Raw genomic sequence first — 22,582 nt, 5'->3', positions numbered from 1 at the left:
GTTTCTGCGCGGAAGTTGATCATGTGGCGGAGAAGCGAAACCCGCTGGTAACCGCCGGATCGGGAGCCCGCGACCCCAATCGTTTGCCAGTCTCTGTAAATCCGACTACCGGACCCGACGGCTGCTTCCGTCGGACAGGAAGCCCAATAGGTCATGGCGGGTGAGGACGCCCACCGGCTTGCCCTCTTCCACGACCATCACGGCGTCGCACTCGCGCAATGTCTTCGCCGCGGTGCTGACGAGCTCTCCCGCACCGATCAGCGGCAGTGGCGGACTCATGTGCTGCGACACCGCATCTGCCAGATTGGCCCGGCCCTCGAACACCGCGGACAGCAGTTCGCGCTCCGCGACGCTCCCCGCCACCTCACCCGCCATCACCGGCGGCTCGGCGCCCACCACAGGCATCTGGGAGACGCCGTACTCGCGCAGGATGCCGATCGCGTCGCGCACGGTCTCCGACGGGTGGGTGTGCACCAGGTCGGGCAGCGCACCCGACTTGCCGCGCAGCACCTCTCCGACGGTCGTCTCCTCGACAGAACCGTCGAGCCGGCTCCGGAGGAAGCCGTAGGACGACATCCATCCGTCATTGAAAACCTTTGACAGATAACCTCTTCCGCCATCCGGCAGGAGGACGACCACAACCGAATCCGGACCCGCTTTCTCGGCGACCTTGATGGCGGCGACGACAGCCATGCCGCACGACCCACCGACGAGGAGGGCCTCTTCGCGGGCCAGCCTGCGCGTCATCTCGAATGAGTCCGCGTCGGACACGGCGATGATCTCGTCCGGCACGGTCGGGTCGTAGGCTGACGGCCAGAAGTCCTCGCCCACGCCTTCGACCAAGTACGGCCTGCCGGTGCCGCCGGAGTACACCGACCCCTCGGGGTCGACGCCGATGATCCTGACCTGGCCTTCTGGACGCCGTCCAGAAACCTCCTTGAGATACCGCCCGGCCCCCGTGATCGTGCCGCCGGTGCCGACGCCTGCGACGAAATGGGTGACCTTGCCGTCGGTGTCCGCCCACACCTCGGGGCCAGTGGTCTCGTAGTGGCTGGCGGGCCCCATGGGGTTGGAGTACTGGTCGGGCTTCCACGCGCCGTCGATCTCCTCGACGAGCCGATTCGAGACGCTGTAATAGCTGTCCGGATTGTCGGGCGCCACGGCCGTCGGGCAGACCACGACATCAGCGCCGTACGCGCGCAACACGTTCTGTTTGTCCTCGCTGACCTTATCGGGGCAGACGAAGATGCATTTGTAGCCGCGCTGCTGCGCCACGAGCGCCAGCCCCACACCGGTATTGCCGGAGGTCGGCTCGACGATGGTGCCGCCGGGCTTGAGTTCGCCGCTGGCTTCGGCCGCGTCGATCATCTTGATCGCGATGCGGTCCTTGGAGCTGCCGCCGGGATTCAGGTACTCGATCTTGGCGGCGACGGTGCCCGCGCCGTCGGGTACGACGGAGTTCAGCTGTACCAGAGGGGTATTGCCGATGAGCTCACTGATGTGCCGTGCGATCCGCATGACTCCATCGTGTCAGGCGGGGCAGCGGGGTACCAGCTCAGGGTTTACCAGGTGGCTTCGCGGATGTAGTCGCCGATCTGGCGCAGCGACCGCTTCGCCTCGGGAACTGCGGGCGATGCCAGCTGGAACACGTGCATTTGCCCCGGCCAGACGCGGACCTCGACGGGTATACCTGCGGCCGCCAGCCGTCGGGCCGCCTTGCGCGCGTCGCTCACCAGAACTTCGGACCCCGACACATGGATCAGCGTGCGCGGCAGCCCCGGCTCGATGTGGTCGAGCGGCTCGTAGACCTCTTCTGGCTTTCCGTCGACCATGTGCCGACCCGCCGCCTCCTTGACCAAGTCCACCAACGCGTAGAAGGCGCGCGGCGGGAACATCGCGTCGCTGTGGATGTTCGGGTGGTTGGCGCGGCCTTCGTTGTCGATCTCGAAGAGCGGCGACATCGTCACCATCGCCGCGGGGATTTCGCCTTCCAAGCCCTCGCGTTGCAGTTTCTCGGCGAGCGCCAGGGCCAGGTACCCGCCGGCGGAGTCGCCCGCCAGCACAATCTGATTCGGCTCATAACCCTTGAGTCGCAACCACTTATAGGCGTCGTAACAGTCGTCGAGCGCCTGACCGACGGAGTGCTTGGGGATCATCCGGTAGTTGACGACCAGCACCGGGCAGTCGGCGTACCCCGACAGCGCGGTCACCAGCCGGCCGTGGGAATTCACACCGCACGTCAGGAACGCCCCGCCGTGCATGTACAGAATCACTCCGCGCTTGCCGTCCGCTGGCAGCACGCCGCCCGCCCGCACGAGCTGGGCGGTGCACTTCGGCAAAGAAATCGTCGCGCGCACCGTCCCAGGCGGCGGACGCATCACCCGCGACGCAAAATCCACCAAACCCCAGGGCCAGGGCAGGCGCGGAGCGTAGCTTCCGATAGCTAGTGTCGGTCGAATTGTTAGCAGAGCCGCAAGAGAAGTCAGCCGTCCCGCGAGGCTCGGGCCGTCCTCGACGACCTCTAAGGGTGCGCCGTCACTGACCGGGAACTTGCGCGGTTTACGTGCCCTAGCAGGCATTTCGCCAACACGAGACGCCCTGGCCACTTTACTTGGTGCCGTCATCGCCACCACTCCCTACGACTTTGTAGAGCCACGGGCCGCCGTTTGCTTCAGCGCTACCGATACCTTAGCTTGACAGGCTTTGTTCATTTCAACAATCAACGAGTCGATTTCGATACCGGACTTGATACCGCACTGTGATCCGTTGTCGTTGGTCGCCACGCGGATATCCCAGAAAATCCCAATTAAACTTGTCGCGTGGGCATACATGTTCCGCGTAGGACAACGACCGTCGCCGTTGCGGCCGCGGCCACGCTCGCATCGACGGGCTCCGCATACGTGGGAGCCCGCAATCTGCTGAGCGGCCAGGCAGACAAGGCTCGCCGCGTCATACCCAAGGCGTGGAGCGTGCCCCCACGCGCCGACGGCGTCTATGCGCCCGGTGGTGGACCCGTGGAGAAGTGGCACCGCGGCGTCCCATTCGACCTGCATCTGATGGTCTTCGGCGACTCCACGGCCACCGGTTACGGCTGTGATGACGCCGAGGAGGTGCCTGGTGTGCTCATTGCACGCGGGCTCGCCGAAGTGTCGGGCGAACGAATCAGGCTGAGCACAAAAGCCATCATGGGCGCTACGTCGAAGGGGCTGTCCGGGCAGATCGACGCGATGTTCGTCGCCGGCCCGCCCCCAGACGCCGCGGTGATCATGATCGGCGCGAACGACATCACCCGGCCCAACGGCATCGGTCCGTCGGCGCGACGGCTGGGCAGGGCGGTCCGGCGGTTACGGGCCAGCGGCGCCGTCGTCGTGGTGGGAACCTGCCCGGATTTCGGCGTGATCACCGCGATCCCCCAGCCGCTGCGGTGGGTGGCACGCAGCCGCGGGTTGCGCCTGGCGCGCGCCCAGGCGTCGGCCGTGCGCGCCTCGGGTGGTGTGCCCGTGCCGTTCTCCGATCTGCTCACACCCGAGTTCAGAAAGGCGCCCGAAGAGTTCTTCAGCCAGGACATGTTCCACCCGTCGGGCGCCGGTTACGCGCTGGCGGCACAGCAGTTGCTCCCCGCTCTGTGTAATGCGTTGGGCGAGTACATCGATGGTGAACAGCCCGAAGATGCGCTGGAGCCACGAAACGCCGAGGGCAGCTCGCTGCTGGCGCGGGTCGGCAACATCAGCCGGCTGTGGCGCCGCTCAACTGGGGTCCCCGCGCCCATCGTGGTGCCCGCAAGTTAGGTTTTCTCTATCCGTAGATAGAGGAGAATTCTCATGGCTGAAGCCGTCATCGTCGCCACCGCACGCTCGCCGATCGGCCGCGCCGTCAAGGGGTCGCTCGCCACGATGCGCCCCGATGACCTCGCGGCGCAGATGGTTCGGGGGGTGTTGGACAAGGTCCCGTCGCTGGACCCGAAGGACATCGACGACCTGATGATGGGCTGCGCGCAGCCCGCCGGTGAGGCCGGCTACAACATCGCCAGGGCGGTGGCCGTCGAACTCGGCTACGACTTCCTGCCGGGCACCACGGTCAACCGGTACTGCTCGTCGTCGCTGCAGACCACGCGGATGGCTTTCCACGCCATCAAGGCCGGTGAAGGCGACGTGTTCATCTCCGCGGGTGTCGAGACGGTGTCGCGGTTCGGCGTGGGTGCGGCCGATGGCGCGCCGAACTCGAAGAACGCGATGTTCGAGGAGGCCCAGGCGCGGACGGCGAAGCAGGCCGAGGGGGCCGACGAATGGCACGACCCGCGCGCGGACGGCCTGGTGCCCGATGTGTACATCGCGATGGGCCAGACCGCGGAGAACGTATCGCTGCACACCGGCATCAGCCGCGAGGACCAGGATCACTGGGGCGTGCGGTCGCAGAACCGCGCCGAGGATGCGATCAAGAGCGGCTTCTTCGAGCGCGAGATCGTGCCGGTGAAGCTGCCCGACGGTACGACGGTCACGACCGACGACGGCCCGCGTGCGGGCACCACATACGAGAAGATCAGCCAGCTGAAGCCGGTGTTCCGTCCCAACGGCACCATCACCGCGGGCAATGCGTGTCCGCTCAACGACGGTGCGGCCGCGGTTGTCATCATGAGCGACACCAAGGCCAAGGAATTGGGTCTGACGCCGCTGGCGCGCATCGTGTCCACGGGTGTGTCGGGGCTGTCGCCGGAGATCATGGGCCTTGGCCCGATCGAGGCGATCAAGAAGGCGCTTGCCAAGGCGGGCAAGACGATCTCGGACATCGACCTGGTCGAGATCAACGAGGCGTTCGCGGTGCAGGTGCTCGGGTCGGCGCGCGAACTCGGCATCGACGAGGACAAGCTGAACGTGTCGGGCGGCGCGATCGCGCTGGGTCATCCGTTCGGTATGACCGGTGCGCGTATCACGGCCACGCTGCTGAACAACCTGGCAACGCACGACAAGACGTTCGGCATCGAGTCGATGTGTGTGGGTGGCGGCCAGGGCATGGCGATGGTGGTGGAGCGCCTCAGCTAGCTAAGGTTCGTTGACTCTGCGTCCAGGGCGCAAAAAATCGATCAATCGGCGCCCTCAGCGCAGAGTCAACGCATCGCACTTTCCCAAGCACGTCCTAGTCGGCTCAAGACGTCGGTTGTTCGGTGCTCTTTCATGACGCGTACTGTCTTCCAACCGATGTCGTGTAGATGTTCGGAACGCCTGATGTCGTACGCGATGCGCTTCGGGTTGTCCCAGTGCTGTCCGCCGTCATACTCGAGCGCCAACATGATTTCCTCCCAACCCATGTCGAGGTAGTAGAAACCCAATCCGTCGGGCCTGGGCACTGGTATCTGCGTTCGCGGCCGTGGGTATCGCGCGCCAATTGCCAACAGCCGAACCACGTTTCCTTCGGCGATTCGGCACCGGCGTCCATTAGATCCAGAGCCTGTTCCAGCTGACGAAGGCCGCGGCTATGACGGTGCCTGGCGGCGAGATCGAGGACGTCGCACGGTGTGAAACGGGTCGCCGCCGCCAACGCGTCCAGCCTGGCCACCGCCATCCCGATCCGACCGCGCCTACCGAGATCGAACACCGTCCGGACTACGGTGGTGACCGGTAGGCCGCCTCGATGTTCGAATTCGTCGGCGAGCAGCAGGTCGTCGCGGGTCAATACGCCTTTCGGCGCTCGCGCGTTCTTCCAGACAAGCTCGATAGTCGTATCGTCATCGACCCACTTCGAGCCGTGCGCCGCCGCGGCGGCAAGGCCTGCAACGACGGCTTGGCGTCCAGACCAGAGATACGCGGCAGCTGCCCGTTGGTGAAGCGACGGGTCGACACGGTTGTCCAGGTACACGTTCGGCATGATCGCCCGGTAGTAGCGACGCAATTGGAATCGCGTCAGCGCACCCGACTCGAGTGCGTCACTTCCGAGAAACGGCCCATCCATACGGCGGACAATCCCGGCACCAGCCGACGCTTTCGCCAGTCATCCTGCGTCCACGGCGCGATCCTGTGGATGAATTGATGCTTGTGCGCAGGGTCAACGAAAAGACGCACGAAAAAAGCCCGGCACATTTCGTGCCGGGCCTTTCGCGGTGACTGCTAGTCGCTGTTGAAATACGACAGCAGCCGCAGGATCTCGAGGTACAGCCACACCAGCGTGACGGTCAGGCCGAGGGCGACGCCCCACGCGGCCTTCTCCGGCGCACCGGCGCGAATCAACTGGTCGGCCTGGTCGAAGTCGATCAGGAACATGAAGGCCGCCAGACCGATGCAGACCAGCGAGAAGATGATCGCCAGTGGACCACCGCTACGCAGGCCGAAGCCCTCGCCGCCGCCGACACCGAAGATCGCGAGCACGAAGTTGAGCAGCGCGATGGCCACCACGCCGAACAGGGCCGCGACCATCATCCGCGTGAACTTCGGCGTCACCCGAATGGCGCCCGTCTTGTAGACGACGAGCATGCCGACGAACACACCAACGGTTCCGAAGATCGCCTGCGCGATCATTCCGGGGCCACCGGTGGAGACGAGGTTCGCGAACAAGAACGACGCGGCACCCAGGAACAGGCCCTCGAGTGCGGCGTAGCTCAGCACAATGCCGGGGTTGTCCTGCTTGCGCCCAAAGGTCGCGATCAGGACCATCACCAGGCCGCCGAGCGCGCCGATGAGCACGAACGGCATCATCAGCGCGAGGTTCTGCGACACCAGGAAGTAGGACGCGACGCCGACCGCGGTCACCACCGCAAGGGTGATGCCCGTCTTGGTGACGACATCGTCGATGGTCAGCGGCCGGGAGACACCCGTCTGCTGCTGGTCGGGGTACTGCGTGACATATGGCTCGGCCTGTACCGCCTGCGCACCGTAGCCGGCGGCTCCGGTACCAAACTGCGCATAGCCACCCTGGCCCTTGGGCAGGGAACGAAATACCGGGTTGCTGGACTCCCGCACCGTCGGTTCCTCTCTGATGCTTGGTTCGACTCGTTGACGAACACTCGATCAACGACTGACGATCCCGGACGGTTCCCGAAAGAACCTCCCAGGGTCTTCACAGGAAACCCTACCCGGCGATGCTCCACGCAGGTTGACGAACTCCGACAGCTAAAGTTGCATTCCGTGGACGAAAACGAGGATGTCCTAGTAAACGTGGTTCAGGGCGTCGGCCTCATCACCCTCAATCGGCCCAAGGCCATCAATTCGCTCACCCACCCGATGGTCAACGCGATCTCACCCGTGCTGACCGATTGGGCAGCCGACGACGATGTTCAGACCGTCGTCATCGATGGTGCAGGCGAACGTGGGCTGTGCGCGGGCGGCGACCTCGTCGCGCTCTATCACAGTGCCCGCGCCGATGGATCCGTCGCCAGAAGCTTCTGGTACGACGAGTACCGCCTCAACGCCCAGATCGGCCGCTTCCCCAAGCCTTACGTAGCGCTGATGGACGGCATCGTGATGGGCGGTGGAGTCGGCATCGCCGTGCACGGCAGCGTCCGCGTCGTCACCGATACCACCAAGATGGCGATGCCCGAGGTCGGTATCGGCTTCATCCCCGACGTCGGCGGCACGCTCATCCTGTCGCGCGCCCCGGGCCTGCTCGGTCTGCACGCCGCCCTCACCGGTGCGACGTTCGGCGCCGGTGACGCTATCGCCATGGGCTTCGCCGATCATTTCGTGCCGCACGCCTCGATCGCCGCGTTCAAGGAGGCGGTGATCGCCGACGGCGTCGACGCCGCCCTTGCCGCCTACGCGGCCGAGGCGCCCGCCAGTCAGTTTCTGGCGCAACGGGAATGGATCGACCGGTGCTATGCCGGGGCGACCCCGCTCGATATCGTCGCCGCACTGCGCGCCGAAGACGCCGGCCCCGCCACCGAAGCCGCCGACCTGATCGAAGCCAAGTCCCCCAGCTCGGTGTCCGTTGCGCTGGAAGCCGTGCGACGAGCCGCCAAGCTCGACACACTGGAAGACGTGCTGCGCCAGGAATACCGGACCACGTGCGGGGCGCTACGCAGTCACGATTTCGAAGAGGGCATCCGCGCTCAGGTCATCGACAAGGACCGCAATCCCAAATGGTCGCCCGCCTCACTGGCGGCCGTCACCACCGCCGACGTCGAGGCCTACTTCGCGCCGGCCGACCGCGAACTGGAGTTCTCATGAGCTACGAGACCATTTTGGTCACGCGCGACGACCGCGTCGGCACCATCACGCTGAACCGCCCGAAGGCGCTCAACGCGCTCAACAGTCAGGTGATGAACGAAGTCGTCGCGGCCGCAGCGGAATTCGACAGCGATCCGGGCATCGGCGCGATCATCGTCACCGGCAGCGGCGAGAAGGCCTTCGCCGCCGGCGCCGACATCAAGGAGATGGCCGAACTGTCGTTCGCCGACGTGTTCTCCTCCGACTTCTTCGCGGCGTGGGGCAAGTTCGCCGCGACGCGGACGCCGACCATCGCCGCGGTCAACGGCTACGCGCTCGGCGGCGGTTGTGAGCTCGCGATGATGTGCGATCTGCTGATCGCCGCCGACACCGCGAAATTCGGTCAGCCCGAGATCAAGCTCGGCGTGCTCCCCGGTATGGGCGGCTCGCAGCGTTTGACCCGCGCCATCGGCAAGGCCAAGGCGATGGACCTGATCCTCACCGGGCGCAACATGGACGCCGAGGAAGCCGAGCGCGCCGGCCTGGTGTCCCGCGTCGTGCCCGCGGACACGCTGCTCGACGAGGCCAACAAGGTCGCCAAGACCATCGCCGGGATGTCGCTTTCGGCGTCGCGGATGGCCAAAGAGGCCGTCAACCGCGCCTTCGAGTCGACGCTGGCCGAGGGTCTGCTCTACGAGCGCAGGCTCTTCCACTCCGCGTTCGCCACCGACGACCAGACCGAGGGCATGAAAGCGTTCACGGAGAAGCGCCCACCGAACTTCCGCCACCGTTAATCTGCGTGGGTGACAGACACCGCTGAGGCTGTTGACGACGCACCGCCGCAGGAGGAGTCGCCCCCCAAGCCGGATTGGTGGGTCCGCCGTTACACGTTCTTCGGAACGGCCCTCGGGCTTGTCTTCATCTGGTTCTCCTTGACGCCGTCGCTGCTGCCGCGCGGGCCCCTTTTCCAAGGCATCGTCAGCGGCGCCGCGGGTGCGATCGGATACGGCCTCGGGGTGTTCGGGGTTTGGCTGGTGCGCTACATGGCATCGAGGGACTCCAGCCCACCGGCGCCGCGGTGGGCCTGGCTCACACTCGTGGGCATCGGGGTCGTCGGCCAGATCCTGATGATCTTCTACTTCCACCGGTGGCAGGACGAGGTCCGCGACCTCAACGGTGTACCACGCCTGGAATTCTGGGATTACCCCTGGTGCGCATTCCTGTCCATCGTGGTGTTGTTCATCTTCGTCGAGATCGGCCAGCTCATCGGCAGGTTGGTGCGCTTCTTGGTCCGCCAGCTGGAACGCGTTGCGCCGCCGCGTGTTTCGGCCGTGGTGGTGGTGGTTCTGCTGCTCGCGCTGAGTATCGCGCTGCTCAATGGCATCGTCGTGCGTTTCGGTATGAGCGCCTTGAACAAGACGTTCGCGGCGGCCAATGACGAGACCGATCCCGAGTTCGCGGCGCCGACGTCTCCGTTGCGTTCAGGCGGCCCAGGCTCGGAGATGTCCTGGGAATCGTTGGGTCACCAGGGACGCGTCTTCGTCTCGGCAGGACCCACCGTCGACGACCTGACCGAGTTCAACGGCCGGCCCGCCATCGAACCCATCCGCGCCTATGCCGGACTGCATTCGGCGGACGGCATCAAGGCGACGGCGGCGCTGGCCGCCGAGGAGTTGCAGCGCAAGGGCGGGCTCGATCGTGCGGTGGTCGCCGTCGCGACGACGACCGGTACCGGCTGGATCAACGAGGCCGAGGCCTCGGCGCTCGAGTACATGTACAACGGCGACACGGCCATCGTGTCCATGCAGTACTCGTTCCTGCCGAGCTGGCTGTCGTTTCTGGTCGACAAGGAGAACGCGCGACAGGCCGGGCAGGCGCTGTTCGAGGCCGTCGACGCGCTGGTTCGCGAGATGCCGGAGGCTCAGCGGCCACGGCTGGTGGTGTTCGGTGAGAGCCTTGGCTCGTTCGGCGGTGAGGCACCGTTCCTGGCGCTGAACAATCTCATCGCCCGCACCGACGGTGCACTGTTCTCCGGCCCGACGTTCAACAACACCATCTGGACTCAACTCACCCGTGATCGCGACGCGGGTTCGCCGGAGTGGTTGCCCATCTTCGACAGGGGCGAGAACGTCCGCTTCGCCGCGCGCTCGGACAATCTGAACCGGCCGGAAGGGGCCGAGTGGGGCAAACCCCGAGTGGTGTACCTACAGCACGCGTCGGACCCGATCGCCTGGTGGAACCCGGATCTGTTGTTCGCCGAACCGGATTGGCTCAGAGAGCCGCGCGGCTACGACGTGTCGGGGCGCATGCAGTGGATACCGATCGTCACCTTCCTACAGGTATCCGCGGACATGGCGGTGGCAGTCGACGTGCCCGACGGTCACGGCCACGTCTACGTCAAAGACGTCGCCAACGCCTGGGCAGCGATTCTGGAGCCGCCGGGCTGGACGTCGCAAAAGACGGAGAAGCTGCGCCCGCTACTGTCCAACGATGAAAACGCTTAGACGAGAACACCTTCGGCCTTCAGCGCGTGGAAGCCGCCGATGACGTCGGTGGAACGGTGCAGCCCGAGGTCGAGCAGGGCCGCAGCGGCCAGGCTCGACGTGTAACCCTCCGAGCACAGCACCACCCATTCGACGTCGTCGTCGGTGGCCTGCGGAAGACGGGCATCACTGGTGGGGTCGCAACGCCATTCGAGCACGTTGCGTTCGACGACCAGCGCCGCCGGAACGTCGCCCTCACGGTCGCGCTGGGCCTGAGGACGGATGTCGACCAGCACCGCGCCACGGGCCAGCGCCGCGGGCACGTCCTGCGCGCTCATCCTGGTCAGCCTGCTGCGGGCGTCGTCGAGGATGCGGTCGATGCGGCTACCCAAGATCGCTGTCATCCTTCCGGCTCATCCGTGAGTTCGGTGCGCTTGCGGCGCAGCGTATTCCGGTGCGTGACCTCGTAGTACGACATCGCGGTCAACGGTGGCGAGTATGCGTGAACACTCAGCGTCGGCACAACCTGAGCGGTGGGCGCGATAGGTGCGGCGGTGTGGTGATCGGGCGCCCACACCACGTCGTGCACCCAGCCCAGCGGAAACGCAGCCTGATCACCCGCCGTCAGCCGCCGGCGCTTGAATGCCCGACCGTCCCAGCGGGTTTCCTTCAGCGCGCCGGACACCACGGTCAGCGCTCCGAGCGAACCGCCGTGGTCGTGCAGCTCGGTCGAGCGGTCCGGGACCCAGCTGATCAACCAGACGTCGAGTTCTTCGTCGCCGTGCAGACGGGCGAACCAGCGGTTGTTCGCCGGCAGGCCGCCGGCAGGCACGAGATTGTCGTAGCGGCCGGACAGCACGTCGTCGGCGTACCGGTCAGTGGTGTACAGCAGATCGGGTGGGCGCAGCCGAGTGGGCAGCGACAGGGTGGAAACCATCAAGACTCCAGCAATGACGAGCGGAAAGGGATCGGGGCACGCGCGTCAGGCGCGACAGTCCCGGTCGCACATCAGCAGGTATCCGGTCGTCACAGGGGCAAGTCTGGCATGTCGAACCGGCCAGAACGGCTCCGCTGATTCCTGTCGCGTCAACATCGCGGTCAACAACCTGGTCAGGCGGCCACGTGCACGGCGGCCCGCAAGATTCACGGTGATCCGAAGTAGACGGGTGCCGATCGCGGCAACGCGGCCATTGCATAGATTGGCTGTATGCGCAGGCATTTCCGTCGGGCCGCCCATGCGGTGGCACTCGTGATCGTCGGCACCGCAATAGCCACCGGGTGCTCATCCGGAGGCGACAGTGAACCGGCCACCTCGACGCCGGAGACGACGTCTGCCGCGGAACCCTCCGACACCCCCACCCCAGCACCCGGCGACGTCGCGGTCTCCCCCGGCGGCGTCACGACCGCCATCGGGGCACCTGCGGACTCCACCGAAGACGAGTACTTCAAGGCGTGCCAGGCGGCGCGCGACTGGATGGGCAGGCAGGGCGGAGACCCCAAGTCCCAAATCGAGCCCTATCTGAAGAGCGTGCAAAGTGCCGACGCCGCTCCCGGCCCGGGAACGTTCGGCACGCCGTGGTCTGCGCTCCCACCGGAGCGGCAGGCCGCGGTGATCGTGGCTGCCCAGGCCGCCGCAGATGCCCTGTGCGGATGAGCGCAGAATGACCTCATGGCCGGCAAGCGAGTGGCCCTCGCCCTCGGCAGCGGAGGAGCGCGCGGTTACGCCCACATCGGGGTGATCGACGAGCTGCAAGAACGTGGCTTCGAGATCGTGGGCATCGCGGGGTCGTCGATGGGCGCACTCGTGGGTGGGCTGCAGGCCGCCGGCAAGCTCGACGATTTCGCCGAATGGGCCAGGGCGCTCACCCAGCGGGCGATCCTGCGCCTACTCGACCCGAAGATCACCGCCGCCGGGGTCCTGCGCGCCGAGAAGATCCTCGACGCGGTCCGCGACATCCTCGGTGAAGTGACAATCGAAGAGCTGCCGATGCCGTACACGGCGGTCAGCACCGATCTGCTGTCGGGAAAATCGGTGTGGCTGCAACGCGGGCCCGTCGATGCCGCGATACGGGCGTCGATCGCCATTCCGGGAGTGATCGTGCCGCACGTGCTCGACGGCCGGCTGCTGGCCGACGGCGGCATCCTCGATCCGCTGCCCATGGCGCCGATATCGGCCGTCAACGCCGACCTGACGATCGCGGTGAGCCTGGCCGGCAGCGAGGCGGGCGGCGACGAGCCCCAGGGCGAAGGGCCAAGGGCGACGACGGAGTGGCTGGGCCGGATGTGGCGGAGCACGACGGCGCTGTTCGACACCGGCCAAGCCGAAGAGAGCGACGACAAACTCGTCGACGCCTCCAAAGAGGTAACCGCCAAAGACATATCGGTTCCCCGGCTCGGCAGCTTCGAGGTGATGAACCGGACGATCGACATCGCGCAGGCCGCACTGGCGCGCCACACGTTGGCGGCCTATCCCCCCGACGTGTTGATCGAGGTGCCGCGAACCGCGTGCCGCAGCCTCGAATTCCACCGTGCCGCAGAGGTCATCGCCATCGGCCGCGAACTCACCGCCGCTGTGCTTGATGGGCTGGAGAAACCCGAAACCGTTTCCGCCGAAGCCTGATTCAGCGGTCCAGGAAGGCTGCGACCTCGGCCGCCACCCGCCTGCCCTGCTCACGTCCCGCCTCGGCGGACGGTGCGCGACAGGCCGGATCCAGCGGATTGGGACCGAAGGCTGTCAGCGACTCGTCGTCGGCGAACACCGCGAACACCGAGCCGGAGAAGTTGTCGATCTCCTCAACCGCTCCGCTGCCGAACGGTGATGGGGACGTCCGGCCTTGTGGCAGTAGCGCCACCACGACATCGCAGTCGGCGGCGAGTTCGAGGTTGACGGTGCTGCCGACACCGCCGTCCATGAATCGTCTACCGCCGATCGTGACGGGCGGCCAGACGCCGGGCACCGCACAGCTGGCGGCCACAGCGTCAACGAGATTCACCCCGGAGTCGCGATCGAGGGTCACCAATTCACCTGTGGCGGTGTCGATTGCGCTGATTCGCAGTACTTGTTCCGGCCACTCGTGCTCGGGTAACCGGTGTTCGATCACCTGACGCCGGACGATCTCCGGCACGGTCTTCGTCGACAGGGCGACGCCACCGATCCTCTGCAGCTTCTCCTCTTTGGAGCCGGGCTGTGTCACTGCCGCGAGGAACAGTTCGGTGATCTCCTCGATGCCGACGTCAGGATTGCGCTCTGTCGTCGATGTCTCCAGTTGCCGCTCGAACAGCGCGTCGAGACCGAGGCCACTGATCAGCTGGGCGGCCACCGTCGACCCCGCGGACGTGCCGACCAACACGTCGCTGTTGAGCAGGGCCTCGGCCGTCTCCGGCGCTTCGTCGGCGATGCCGCGCAGGATGCCCGTCTCCCACGCGATTCCCGCCAGACCGCCACCTGCCAGCACCAGTGCCCGTTTCGTCACGGGAACTGAGTCTGCCAGGCTGCCGAAAAGATGCGGCGGCTAAGGTCTGACCAAGCCTTTTTACGCACCCCCTAGGAGTGACATGGCCGACACGATGAGGGCGCAACGCTTCTACGCTGACACCAAAAAGTTTGCGGTAGAGGATGTTCCGATATCCGAGCCCGGACCGGGAGAGGTGTTGGTCAAGGTCGCGTTCTGCGGCATCTGCCATTCCGACCTCAGCCTGATCAACGGCACGTTCCCGGCCATGCGCCCGGTGGTCACCCAGGGCCACGAGGCGGCGGGAACGATCGCCAAGCTGGGCCCGGACGTCACCGGGTGGGCCGAAGGCGACCGGGTGGTCGTGGCCGCGGGCAGGCCGTGCACCCAATGCGCGAACTGCCGCCGCGGCGACGTCACGAACTGTCTGGCCATCCAGCTGATGGCGTTCGCCTACGACGGGGCGTGGGCCGAGTACACCGTCGCGCAGGCCGCCGGCCTGACGCGGGTGCCCGACAACGTCCCGCTGGAGCAGGCCGCGATCCTGGCCGACGCGGTGTCGACGCCGTTCGGCGCCGTCGTGCGCACCGGCAAGGTCGGCATCGGCGAATCGGTCGGCGTCTGGGGTGTCGGCGGGGTCGGAACCCACATTGTGCAGCTGGCCCGACTGGTCGGTGCCGCCCCGGTGATCGCCGTCGACGTCAAGGCAGCGGTGCTCGAGCGCGCCGTCGAACTCGGTGCGGACCATGCGTTCGACGCCCGCGACGAACGACTCTCGGAGAAGATCGCCGAGCTCACCGGCGGGCGCAAGCTCGACGTCGCGTTCGACGCGGTGGGCCTCGCGTCGACGTTCGAGCAGGCGCTCGACAACCTGACGGTCGGCGGCCGCCTCGTCGCGGTCGGAATGAGCGCCGAGCCCGCGTGCGTCGGTCCCACCAGCATGTTCGCACTCACGCAGAAGCAGGTCCTTGGCCACCTGGGCTACCAGAACGTCGACATCGAAACGCTGGCCACGCTGGTTTCCCGGGGCCGGCTGGACATCTCGCGTTCGATCAGCGAGGTGGTCTCTCTCGAGGACATCGCGGTCGGCATCGAAAGGCTGGATCGCCAGGAAGGCAACCCGATCCGCATTCTGGTCCAGCCGTGACGGGTGACCTGCGGGGCCGGGTCGCGCTGCTGACCGGCGCGTCGGGCGGTATCGGCAAGGCGATCGCGCGACGGCTCGCCGACGAGGGCGCTGACCTGTGCCTGTCCTACGGCAGACACGCCGACGATGCCGAAGAGGCCGCGGCCTACGCGCGAGACCAGGGGCGGCGGGTCACCGTCGCCGCCGCCGATCTGTCCGATCCCGAGGCACCGGCCGCTCTCGTCGCGCATGCGGTCCACGAACTCGGCCCGGTCGACCTGCTCGTCCCCAATGCGGGCACGGCCGACATCAAGGGGTGGCAGAAGATCGATCTGGCGTCGTGGAACGCGACGATTGCGGTCAACCTGACCGCTCCGTGGTTGTTGGCGCAGCAGGTTCTGCCCGCGATGATCGAGCGGAAGTACGGGCGCATCCTGTTCATCTCGTCGGTCGCCGCCCTCACCGGCGGCGTGGTCGGGGCCCACTACGCGGCCAGCAAGGCGGGACTGCACGGCCTCATGCACCACCTCGCATCGCGCGTCGCTGCCGACGGAGTGACGGTCAACAGTCTGGCGCCCGCGCTGGTGGGCGAGACGAAGATGTTTCCGGCAGACCTGGAGACCGGCACTCCCCCGATCCCGATCCCCGTCGGACGCATCGGCCGGCCCGACGAGGTGGCCGACATGGCAATCGCCATGCTGCGCAACGGTTATCTGACCAACAAGGTCGTCACGCTCGACGGCGGCATTCTGCCGCGCGACTAGCTCAGCCGGGGCGCCGCCTTGCCGCTGATCAGTGGCAGATCGAGATAGGTGGCGACGCCCGGTTCGGCGGCGCACACCGCGGGCACCGAGTTCACGCAGTGCGCGGCGGTGCCGACGATCCCGTACTCCGGACCCTCGCCGCCCACCGCCGACTGGAACCCCTTCACCGAGATCGAGATGTCGGGATTGCCGCGAACCTCCATCTCGTACCGCTGTCCTTCGGGGCCGAATGTCCATGGGGGATCGAGCTTTTCCTCGCCCATGAGCCAGTTCACGGTGACGCGCACGACGACCTCGTCGCCGACCAGCGCCTCCCAATGGAACTTTCGGCCGGCGACCTGGCCGGGCTCGATCACGCCGATCGGCGACTCGATGGGTGCTGTGGCGACGGCGATCTCCTGCGACGAACGCACCTTCGGGTCGGCGTTGAAGCCCGCCTTGTCGACGATCATCCGCACCGCCTGGATGAAGCCGCCGTCGAGCAGCTTCTGCATCGGTCCGCTCAGGGCCTTGTCGGGCACCTCTCCAAACCCCATCACATGGCGGACGACGTCGGGTGCCTCGTAGGTGCGCAAGTCGGAAAACTCCTCGGCGCGAACAAAAGTCACACCCGTGGAGAAGGCCGAGAACAGCAACGGGAACTTCTCGCTGATGCCGCCTGGTGCCATGCCGGTGCCGTGCAGCGTCGAGTTGCCCTCGACCGCGGCCTCACGAAGGGCCGCCGACTGCCGCTCGCTCGGATACACCCAGCCGACCGGAGTCACCACGTTTTTCCCCGACCGCAGCAACGCGGCGACCTCATCGGGATTGGGCAGCAGCGGCGAATAGATGACGGCGTCGGCGTCGAGCGCCAGGATCTCGTCGACGTTGTCGGTCGCGGTGATGCCAAGTGGCTCTTCGCCGATGAGTTCGCCGACGTCCTTGCCCGCTTTGTCGGCCGAGTGCACCCAGCAGCCGGCGAGCTCGAGCTCGGGATGCTCCAGCACGCCCTTGATGGCGGCGACTCCGACGCCGCCCGTCGCCCACTGCACGACCTTGAGCGCCATACCGCCTCCTCGTAACTAGAACACGTTCTACTTAGGTCTACACGACGGAGACTTCGTGCGCGGCGATCTGCTCGAGGAAGGCGCGAGCGGTCTGGGGCCCTCCCGATTTCGCGTCATGAGTGCGTGTCGCGCCGGTTCGCGATAGAACTTCGGTAATGGGTGCGATCAAGATCGGCTTTGGCGTACTGGGGCCACTCCAGATGACGGCCAACGCTGCGCCGGTGACGCTGGGCACGCCGAAGTTGCGTGCCGTGCTCGCGATGCTGGTCATGAATCGGAACCGCCCGGTGTCCACCGATTCCCTGATCACCGCCGCATGGGAAGAGGGACCGCCAGCGGAGGCCAGGGCCAGCCTGCACTCCTACATCTCGAATTTGCGCAAGCTCGTCGGCACGGCGGGCGCGGACCCGAAGCAGGTGTTGGTCAACGCACCGCCGGGATATCGGCTGAACGCTGCCGACTCAGACTGTGACATCGGCCGATTCGTGGTCGAGAAGGCGGCCGGGGTGCACGCCGCGGCGGCCGGCCGTTTCGAGGAAGCCAGCAGGCACCTGACCGATGCCCTGGCCGAATGGCGCGGACCCGTGCTCGACGACCTGCGCACCTTCCAGTTCGTCGACGTGTTCGCGACCGCGCTCACCGAGGACAAGGTCGAGGCGCACACCGCGCGGGCTGGAGCCGAAATCGCTTGCGGGCGTGCCTATGCCGTCATCTCCGAGCTGGAGAGCCTCACGGTCGAGTATCCGTACCGCGAACCGCTGTGGGCGCAGCTGATCACCGCCTTCTACGCGGCCGAACGCCAGTCCGAGGCGCTGGACGCCTACCAGCGGCTGAAAACCACCCTGGCCGAAGACCTGGGTATCGACCCCGGGCCGACGGTGCGTGCGCTGCACGAGAAGATCCTCCGGCAGGAGCCGCTGGACGTGAAGCAGGCCGCGAAGACGACCGCCGTGCACCAGGTCAACGACATCGACATGCGGACGGCGGTCAGTGCGACGGCGGCGCTGGCGACCTTGCGTTCCGCGGCCGGGCGCGCGTATCGCCTGACGGCGACGGCGACCAGGATCGGGCGGCTATCGGACAACGACATAGTGCTCGACGACACCAATGTCAGCCGCCACCATGCGGTGATCATCGACACCGGAACCAGCTTCGTGATCACCGATATGCGCTCGGCAAACGGCATCGACGTGCGGGGAGAGCGAATCCGGGGCACCGCGACATTGGGCGACGGCGACACGATCCGCATCTGCGATCACGAGTTCACGTTCGAGATCGAGCCGCGCCCGGCCTAGCGAGGAATTAGGGTGTCTTTGCCAGCAATTCATATCTGAGGAGAAACCGATGAGCGATTCCGAGCAGGGGTCTCGCGTTGGTTCCCAGATCGGCCCCTACAAGCTGCGCCGTCTGCTCGGCAAGGGCGGCATGGGCGAGGTCTACGAGGCCGAGGACACCGTCAAGGACCGCATTGTCGCGCTGAAGCTGTTGCCGGAATCGGCGTCGACCGACCCCGTGTTCCGCAAGCGGCTGCAGCGCGAGGCACACGCCGCGGGCCGGCTGCAGGAGCCGCACGTCGTGCCGATTCACGATTACGGTGAGGTCGACGGCTTCCTGTTCGTCGACATGCGCATGATCGACGGCACAGATCTGCGCAAGGTGTTGAAGGGCTACGGGCCCATGACGCCGGCACGGTCGGTGGCGATCGTGCGCCAGATCGCCTCGGCGCTCGATGCCGCCCACGAAGCGGGGATCACCCACCGCGACGTGAAGCCCGAGAACATCATCCTCAACCGTGAGGACTTCGCGTACCTGGTCGATTTCGGCATCGCCAACGCCGTCACCGACGAGAAGCTGACCCAGTTGGGCACCGCGGTCGGCACCTACGCGTACATGGCACCCGAGCGGTTCACCAGCGACGACGTCACCTACCGCGCCGACGTGTACGCGCTCGCGTGCGTCTTGCACGAATGCCTGACCGGGGCGCAACCTTATTCCGGCGACAGCGTGGGCACCATCATCACCGCGCACCTGATGAACCCGACGCCGCGCCCAAGCGTGCAGCGCCCAGGGATTCCGCCGAAGTTCGACGAGGTGATCGGCCGCGGGATGGCGAAGAAACCCGAGGATCGCTACGCCAGCGCCGGTGACCTGGCGACGGCGGCGACCGATGCGCTCACCCACCGGGAGCAGGATCAGGCCGCCACGATTCTGCAGCGCAGCGAGGCCGCGACCCGGCCGGTGCCGCCACCGCCGCCGTCCCAACCGCGGATGTACTCGTCGCAACCACCACATCAGCCGCCACCGCCGCCCTACTCGACGCAGCCCCCGCCGCCGCAGTCCGGCCCGCAGCCCGCGGCGTTCCACTCCGGTCCCCCGCCGACGGGCGGGCCGCCAAGCGGGCCGATGTGGGCGACGTCCCCACCGCCACCACCGTCCGGTCCGCTTCAGCAGACGCCGGGCCCGCAGCCGCCACCGTCGGGTGGCTCGAAGATTCCGTGGATTCCGATTGCGGCCGCTGGCGCGGTGTTGGTGCTGGTCCTCGGAGCAGTGGGCATCTATCTGGGCACACGGCCCGACGACGACAAGCCGATCGCCACCGACGACACGACGACGACCACGGCCGAAACCTCCGAGCGGACCAGGACGTCGCGGACACCGACGCCGACGCAGGATCCCGACTCGTTCGAATCGAAGCTGATGGCGGTATTGCCGCGGGGTTACGACGCCGGTGCGTGCGAAGCGGTGAGCCCGCCTGCGACGGGCGCGCTGGCCACGGTGGACTGCGGGAAGGCCTCCCCGCAGGGTGGCCCCGAGAACGCCCGGTATTCGTTGTTCGCCGACCAGGCGGGGCTCGACAGGGCGTTCGACGACTCGGTCGCGGCGAATTCTGAGCTGATGCCATGCCCGAACAGCAATGCCGATTCGCCGACGACGTGGCATTTCACCGAGACGCCGGACAAGGTCGAAGGCCGGATCGCCTGCGGCGTCTTCAACGGCAATCAGGACATCACCTGGACCTTCAACACGAACCTTCTGATCGGCGATGCGCAGGGCCCCAACATGCCCGATTTGCACGACTGGTGGCTGAAGTTCGCCTGACCCGCTGATTCGCGAGCGATTCTTCGCGCTCCAAGAATCCGGCAAGAATCCGTCAAGGCGGCTGTCCGACTCTGATGTCGACCCGGAGACAACCGGAACGAATCGACATCAGGAGTCCCCATGTTCACTCGCAACGGAGTCACCAAGTTCGCAGGCACCGCGATCGTCGCGGGCGCGTTGGGGCTGGCCGCATTCGCCTCCGCGGGCACCGCCGCCGCGTTGAGTTCGGCCGACGACAACTTCCTGGCCGATATCACCGCCGAGGGCATCGCCTATGACAGCGCGCGGGGCGCGATCGCTGCCGGACACGATGTCTGCGTCGCCCTCGACGACGGCGCCGACCCCGTCGACCTCGGCATGGAGATCATGGGCGCGACCGACCTGACCACCGATCAGGTCGCGACCTTCGTCGTCTCCGCCGTTGACAACTTCTGCCCCGAGTACGGCGACCTCTTCGCCTAGACCCCCGCTTCCGATAGGCGGGCTAGACAGTTTCCCCGCCGTATGTTTCTGTCGTCGCATGCCAAACAAAGTTTTCGTCGTCGGCGTCGGAATGACGAAGTTCGAAAAGCCAGGTCGTCGCGAAGGCTGGGACTATCCGGACATGGCCCGCGAGTCCGGCACCAAGGCGCTCGAAGACGCCGGCATCGACTTCGCCGAGGTGCAGCAAGGCTTCGTCGGCTACTGCTCGGGCGACTCGACGTCGGGCAACCGGGCGCTCTACGAACTCGGCATGACGGGCATCCCGATCGTCAACGTGAACAACAACTGCTCGACGGGTTCAACCGCGCTGTTCCTTGCCGCGCAGACGATTCGCGGTGGTCTCGCCGACTGCACCATCGCGCTGGGGTTCGAGAAGATGCAGCCCGGGTCGTTGCAGGGCGGCGCCGAGGATCGCGAGTCACCGCTCGGCCGTCACATCAAGGCGCTGGCCGAGATCGACGAGTTCGCGTTCCCGGTCGCGCCGTGGATGTTCGCCGCCGCGGGCCGTGAGCACATGCGCCAATACGGCACCACCGCAGAGCATTTCGCGAAGATCGGGTACAAGAACCACAAGCACTCGGTCAACAATCCGTATGCGCAGTTCCAGGAGGAATACACCCTCGACGACATCCTGGCCTCGAAGATGATCTCCGATCCGGTGACCAAGCTGCAGTGCTCGCCCACCTCCGACGGCTCGGGTGCGGCGATCCTCGCCAGCGAGGCGTTCGTCGACAAGCACGGGCTGGCTGCGCAAGCCGTGGAGATCGTCGGCCAGGCCATGACCACCGACTTCGACTCCACGTTCGATGGCAGCGCCCGCAACGTCATCGGCTACGACATGAATGTGCAAGCCGCACGGCAGGTTTACGACCAGTCCGGCCTCGGCGCCGAAGACTTCCAGGTGATCGAGCTGCACGACTGCTTCTCGGCCAACGAGCTGCTGCTGTATGAGGCGCTGGGACTGTGCGGTGAGGGCGAGGCGCCCAAGCTGATCGACAACAACGACACCACCTACGGCGGGCGCTGGGTCGTCAACCCGTCGGGCGGCCTGATCTCCAAGGGGCATCCGCTCGGTGCGACGGGTCTGGCGCAGTGCGCCGAGCTCACGTGGCAGCTGCGCGGTACCGCCGACAAGCGGCAGGTGGACAACGTCACCGCCGCTCTGCAACACAACATCGGCCTGGGCGGCGCAGCCGTTGTGACCGCATACCAGCGCGCCGAGCGCTGAGATGACGGATACTTGGCGGGTGCGGACAACATTGATCCTCGCCGCGGGTGCCCTTGGTGTGTGCGCGCTGGCCTCAGCCGGCATCGCGTCGGCCGATGAGGGCAAATCAGCGCAGGAGACGATCCAGGACCTGCAGGACAAGGGCTACAACGTGACGATCGACAAGATCGGGACGGCCCCCCTGTCGGATTGTGTGGTCACGAGCGTCCGCAATCCCCAACAGTTCACCCAGTTGGTGCCGCTCCTCGGCGGCAACACCGACGGCGTGCTGTTCCCGCAGGTGATCAGCCAGCCGATCTCGGTGTCGCTGGACTGCTCACGCTGACGACGAACGGGGCGATTTCGGTGCGCGAACATTCGCTCAGCGAACGTTCGCGCACCGAAATCACTAGTCAGCGACGCGAGCAATCGGCGGTGACGGTGATGTTGCGTTCGGCGACCACCTCGATCAGGTCATCGCCCCGGCGCACCAATTCGGTTCGATTCCTTGCATTTCGGATGTCGGTCACGACGCACTGGTTGAGCGGCGCGCTGCCGATCCGGTTGATCTTCACGTCGAATCCCTGCGCTTCGAGATTCGCGATCGTGAGCTGAGCCGACTCCTGAGCCGACGAGATGGCTGCAGGCGCGAGGATGATTCCGCACGCCGCCGCGGCGATTCCGGTCATTATCAATAGTGTTGAGCGCATGTCTGCGCCTCCCTTCGTCGTTGTGTAGGCCCGGTGGCCTTCACGCGGTACGACGGGACACCCGCGAATGAGGTTCAACG

22 protein-coding genes and 1 pseudogene are annotated in these 22,582 nt (G+C 66.3%); 14 read left to right on the top strand and 9 right to left on the bottom strand.

What is annotated here, in order from left to right:
- Positions 1-105 precede the first annotated feature (105 nt).
- Together BST47_RS17175 and BST47_RS17170 are read right to left on the bottom strand one after the other, a co-directional pair.
- Positions 106-1,518 (bottom strand): cystathionine beta-synthase, encoded by a 1,413-nt coding sequence (locus tag BST47_RS17175; RefSeq protein ID WP_083126732.1) that lies wholly within the window; start codon positions 1,516-1,518, stop codon positions 106-108.
- 44 nt (positions 1,519-1,562) lie between these two features.
- Positions 1,563-2,624, bottom strand: a complete 1,062-nt coding sequence (locus BST47_RS17170) for an alpha/beta hydrolase (protein ID WP_083126811.1) — start codon at positions 2,622-2,624, stop codon at positions 1,563-1,565.
- A gap of 195 nt (positions 2,625-2,819) precedes the next feature.
- Between BST47_RS17170 and BST47_RS17165 the strand changes: the two genes are divergently transcribed.
- Together BST47_RS17165 and BST47_RS17160 are read left to right on the top strand one after the other, a co-directional pair.
- Positions 2,820-3,788, top strand: a complete 969-nt coding sequence (locus BST47_RS17165; protein ID WP_083126731.1) for an SGNH/GDSL hydrolase family protein — start codon at positions 2,820-2,822, stop codon at positions 3,786-3,788.
- 33 nt (positions 3,789-3,821) lie between these two features.
- Positions 3,822-5,039: an acetyl-CoA C-acetyltransferase gene (locus BST47_RS17160; RefSeq protein WP_083126730.1), complete on the top strand. Its 1,218-nt coding sequence runs from the start codon at positions 3,822-3,824 to the stop codon at positions 5,037-5,039.
- A 65-nt stretch (positions 5,040-5,104) separates the two neighbouring features.
- Here BST47_RS17160 and BST47_RS17155 read toward each other — a convergent pair.
- Positions 5,105-5,946, bottom strand: a pseudogene (locus BST47_RS17155) (endonuclease domain-containing protein).
- Between the two features lie 155 nt (positions 5,947-6,101).
- Positions 6,102-6,950 (bottom strand): Bax inhibitor-1/YccA family protein, encoded by an 849-nt coding sequence (locus BST47_RS17150; RefSeq protein ID WP_083126729.1) that lies wholly within the window; start codon positions 6,948-6,950, stop codon positions 6,102-6,104.
- Between the two features lie 165 nt (positions 6,951-7,115).
- Here BST47_RS17150 and BST47_RS17145 point away from each other — a divergent pair, with 165 nt between their 5' ends.
- Genes BST47_RS17145 through BST47_RS17135 form a run of 3 tightly spaced genes read left to right on the top strand, consistent with a single transcriptional unit; the run spans position 7,116 to position 10,636 of the window.
- A complete protein-coding gene (locus BST47_RS17145) occupies positions 7,116-8,153 on the top strand; it encodes an enoyl-CoA hydratase/isomerase family protein (RefSeq protein WP_083126728.1) in 1,038 nt (345 codons plus the stop codon).
- Positions 8,150-8,926 (top strand): enoyl-CoA hydratase, encoded by a 777-nt coding sequence (locus BST47_RS17140; protein ID WP_083126727.1) that lies wholly within the window; start codon positions 8,150-8,152, stop codon positions 8,924-8,926. The genes BST47_RS17145 and BST47_RS17140 overlap by 4 nt, the downstream gene beginning before the upstream one ends.
- A 9-nt stretch (positions 8,927-8,935) precedes the next feature.
- Positions 8,936-10,636: an alpha/beta hydrolase gene (locus BST47_RS17135; protein ID WP_083126726.1), complete on the top strand. Its 1,701-nt coding sequence runs from the start codon at positions 8,936-8,938 to the stop codon at positions 10,634-10,636.
- Here BST47_RS17135 and BST47_RS17130 read toward each other — a convergent pair.
- A complete protein-coding gene (locus BST47_RS17130) occupies positions 10,633-11,019 on the bottom strand; it encodes a rhodanese-like domain-containing protein (protein WP_207568626.1) in 387 nt (128 codons plus the stop codon). The genes BST47_RS17135 and BST47_RS17130 overlap by 4 nt on opposite strands.
- Positions 11,016-11,552, bottom strand: a complete 537-nt coding sequence (locus BST47_RS17125) for a cysteine dioxygenase (RefSeq protein ID WP_083126725.1) — start codon at positions 11,550-11,552, stop codon at positions 11,016-11,018. Before BST47_RS17125 ends, BST47_RS17130 begins: the two co-directional genes overlap by 4 nt.
- Before the next feature lie 270 nt (positions 11,553-11,822).
- Between BST47_RS17125 and lpqV the strand changes: the two genes are divergently transcribed.
- A complete protein-coding gene (lpqV, locus tag BST47_RS17120) occupies positions 11,823-12,269 on the top strand; it encodes a lipoprotein LpqV (RefSeq protein ID WP_107528997.1) in 447 nt (148 codons plus the stop codon).
- A gap of 15 nt (positions 12,270-12,284) precedes the next feature.
- The gene (locus BST47_RS17115) at positions 12,285-13,235 is read left to right on the top strand and encodes a patatin-like phospholipase family protein (protein WP_207568625.1); all 951 of its coding nucleotides are present in this window, start codon (positions 12,285-12,287) and stop codon (positions 13,233-13,235) included.
- 1 nt (position 13,236) lies between these two features.
- On the opposite strand, the gene BST47_RS17110 is transcribed toward BST47_RS17115, so the two are convergent.
- A complete protein-coding gene (locus tag BST47_RS17110; protein WP_234809748.1) occupies positions 13,237-14,088 on the bottom strand; it encodes a patatin-like phospholipase family protein in 852 nt (283 codons plus the stop codon).
- A gap of 82 nt (positions 14,089-14,170) precedes the next feature.
- Here BST47_RS17110 and BST47_RS17105 point away from each other — a divergent pair, with 82 nt between their 5' ends.
- Complete coding sequence (locus tag BST47_RS17105) at positions 14,171-15,214, top strand: zinc-binding dehydrogenase (RefSeq protein WP_083126724.1); 1,044 nt, start codon at positions 14,171-14,173, stop codon at positions 15,212-15,214.
- Positions 15,211-15,957 carry an SDR family NAD(P)-dependent oxidoreductase gene (locus BST47_RS17100; protein ID WP_083126723.1) on the top strand — a complete coding sequence of 249 codons (747 nt, stop codon included), beginning with the start codon at positions 15,211-15,213 and terminating at the stop codon, positions 15,955-15,957. Before BST47_RS17105 ends, BST47_RS17100 begins: the two co-directional genes overlap by 4 nt.
- Here BST47_RS17100 and BST47_RS17095 read toward each other — a convergent pair.
- Complete coding sequence (locus BST47_RS17095; RefSeq protein ID WP_083126722.1) at positions 15,954-17,003, bottom strand: NAD(P)H-dependent amine dehydrogenase family protein; 1,050 nt, start codon at positions 17,001-17,003, stop codon at positions 15,954-15,956. The genes BST47_RS17100 and BST47_RS17095 overlap by 4 nt on opposite strands.
- 155 nt (positions 17,004-17,158) lie before the next feature.
- Here BST47_RS17095 and BST47_RS17090 point away from each other — a divergent pair, with 155 nt between their 5' ends.
- From BST47_RS17090 to BST47_RS17070, 5 genes are all read left to right on the top strand, one after another.
- Positions 17,159-18,298 carry a BTAD domain-containing putative transcriptional regulator gene (locus BST47_RS17090; protein WP_083126721.1) on the top strand — a complete coding sequence of 380 codons (1,140 nt, stop codon included), beginning with the start codon at positions 17,159-17,161 and terminating at the stop codon, positions 18,296-18,298.
- A gap of 49 nt (positions 18,299-18,347) precedes the next feature.
- Positions 18,348-20,102, top strand: coding sequence for a serine/threonine-protein kinase (locus BST47_RS17085; RefSeq protein ID WP_083126720.1), 1,755 nt, complete (start codon positions 18,348-18,350; stop codon positions 20,100-20,102).
- Positions 20,103-20,222: 120 nt separating this feature from the next.
- Entirely contained in the window at positions 20,223-20,564 is a 342-nt protein-coding gene (locus BST47_RS17080) for a DUF732 domain-containing protein (protein ID WP_083126719.1), read from the top strand.
- A 58-nt stretch (positions 20,565-20,622) separates the two neighbouring features.
- The gene (locus BST47_RS17075) at positions 20,623-21,813 is read left to right on the top strand and encodes a lipid-transfer protein (protein ID WP_083126718.1); all 1,191 of its coding nucleotides are present in this window, start codon (positions 20,623-20,625) and stop codon (positions 21,811-21,813) included.
- 19 nt (positions 21,814-21,832) lie between these two features.
- Positions 21,833-22,138, top strand: a complete 306-nt coding sequence (locus BST47_RS17070) for a hypothetical protein (protein WP_107529006.1) — start codon at positions 21,833-21,835, stop codon at positions 22,136-22,138.
- A 67-nt stretch (positions 22,139-22,205) separates the two neighbouring features.
- Here BST47_RS17070 and BST47_RS17065 read toward each other — a convergent pair whose 3' ends face one another.
- The gene (locus tag BST47_RS17065) at positions 22,206-22,502 is read right to left on the bottom strand and encodes a hypothetical protein (RefSeq protein ID WP_083126716.1); all 297 of its coding nucleotides are present in this window, start codon (positions 22,500-22,502) and stop codon (positions 22,206-22,208) included.
- Between the last annotated feature and the right edge of the window lie 80 nt (positions 22,503-22,582).

It is taken from the genome of Mycolicibacterium tusciae, from assembly GCF_002086795.1.
Classification (GTDB): domain Bacteria; phylum Actinomycetota; class Actinomycetes; order Mycobacteriales; family Mycobacteriaceae; genus Mycobacterium; species Mycobacterium tusciae.
Note: the sequence above shows the minus strand (reverse complement) of the source record. Positions and strands in the feature narration are given on the sequence as shown.

Bases quoted from the DNA above. Each gene is read 5' to 3' on its own strand.
- BST47_RS17175 (WP_083126732.1), bottom strand. From the start codon at position 1,518: ATGCGGATCGCACGGCACATCAGTGAGCTCATCGGCAATACCCCTCTG.
- BST47_RS17170 (WP_083126811.1), bottom strand. From the start codon at position 2,624: ATGACGGCACCAAGTAAAGTGGCCAGGGCGTCTCGTGTTGGCGAAATG.
- BST47_RS17160 (WP_083126730.1), top strand. From the start codon at position 3,822: ATGGCTGAAGCCGTCATCGTCGCCACCGCACGCTCGCCGATCGGCCGC.
- BST47_RS17140 (WP_083126727.1), top strand. From the start codon at position 8,150: ATGAGCTACGAGACCATTTTGGTCACGCGCGACGACCGCGTCGGCACC.
- BST47_RS17130 (WP_207568626.1), bottom strand. From the start codon at position 11,019: ATGACAGCGATCTTGGGTAGCCGCATCGACCGCATCCTCGACGACGCC.
- BST47_RS17125 (WP_083126725.1), bottom strand. From the start codon at position 11,552: ATGGTTTCCACCCTGTCGCTGCCCACTCGGCTGCGCCCACCCGATCTG.
- lpqV (WP_107528997.1), top strand. From the start codon at position 11,823: ATGCGCAGGCATTTCCGTCGGGCCGCCCATGCGGTGGCACTCGTGATC.
- BST47_RS17115 (WP_207568625.1), top strand. From the start codon at position 12,285: ATGGCCGGCAAGCGAGTGGCCCTCGCCCTCGGCAGCGGAGGAGCGCGC.
- BST47_RS17105 (WP_083126724.1), top strand. From the start codon at position 14,171: ATGGCCGACACGATGAGGGCGCAACGCTTCTACGCTGACACCAAAAAG.
- BST47_RS17095 (WP_083126722.1), bottom strand. From the start codon at position 17,003: ATGGCGCTCAAGGTCGTGCAGTGGGCGACGGGCGGCGTCGGAGTCGCC.
- BST47_RS17090 (WP_083126721.1), top strand. From the start codon at position 17,159: ATGGGTGCGATCAAGATCGGCTTTGGCGTACTGGGGCCACTCCAGATG.
- BST47_RS17085 (WP_083126720.1), top strand. From the start codon at position 18,348: ATGAGCGATTCCGAGCAGGGGTCTCGCGTTGGTTCCCAGATCGGCCCC.
- BST47_RS17080 (WP_083126719.1), top strand. From the start codon at position 20,223: ATGTTCACTCGCAACGGAGTCACCAAGTTCGCAGGCACCGCGATCGTC.
- BST47_RS17075 (WP_083126718.1), top strand. From the start codon at position 20,623: ATGCCAAACAAAGTTTTCGTCGTCGGCGTCGGAATGACGAAGTTCGAA.
- BST47_RS17065 (WP_083126716.1), bottom strand. From the start codon at position 22,502: ATGCGCTCAACACTATTGATAATGACCGGAATCGCCGCGGCGGCGTGC.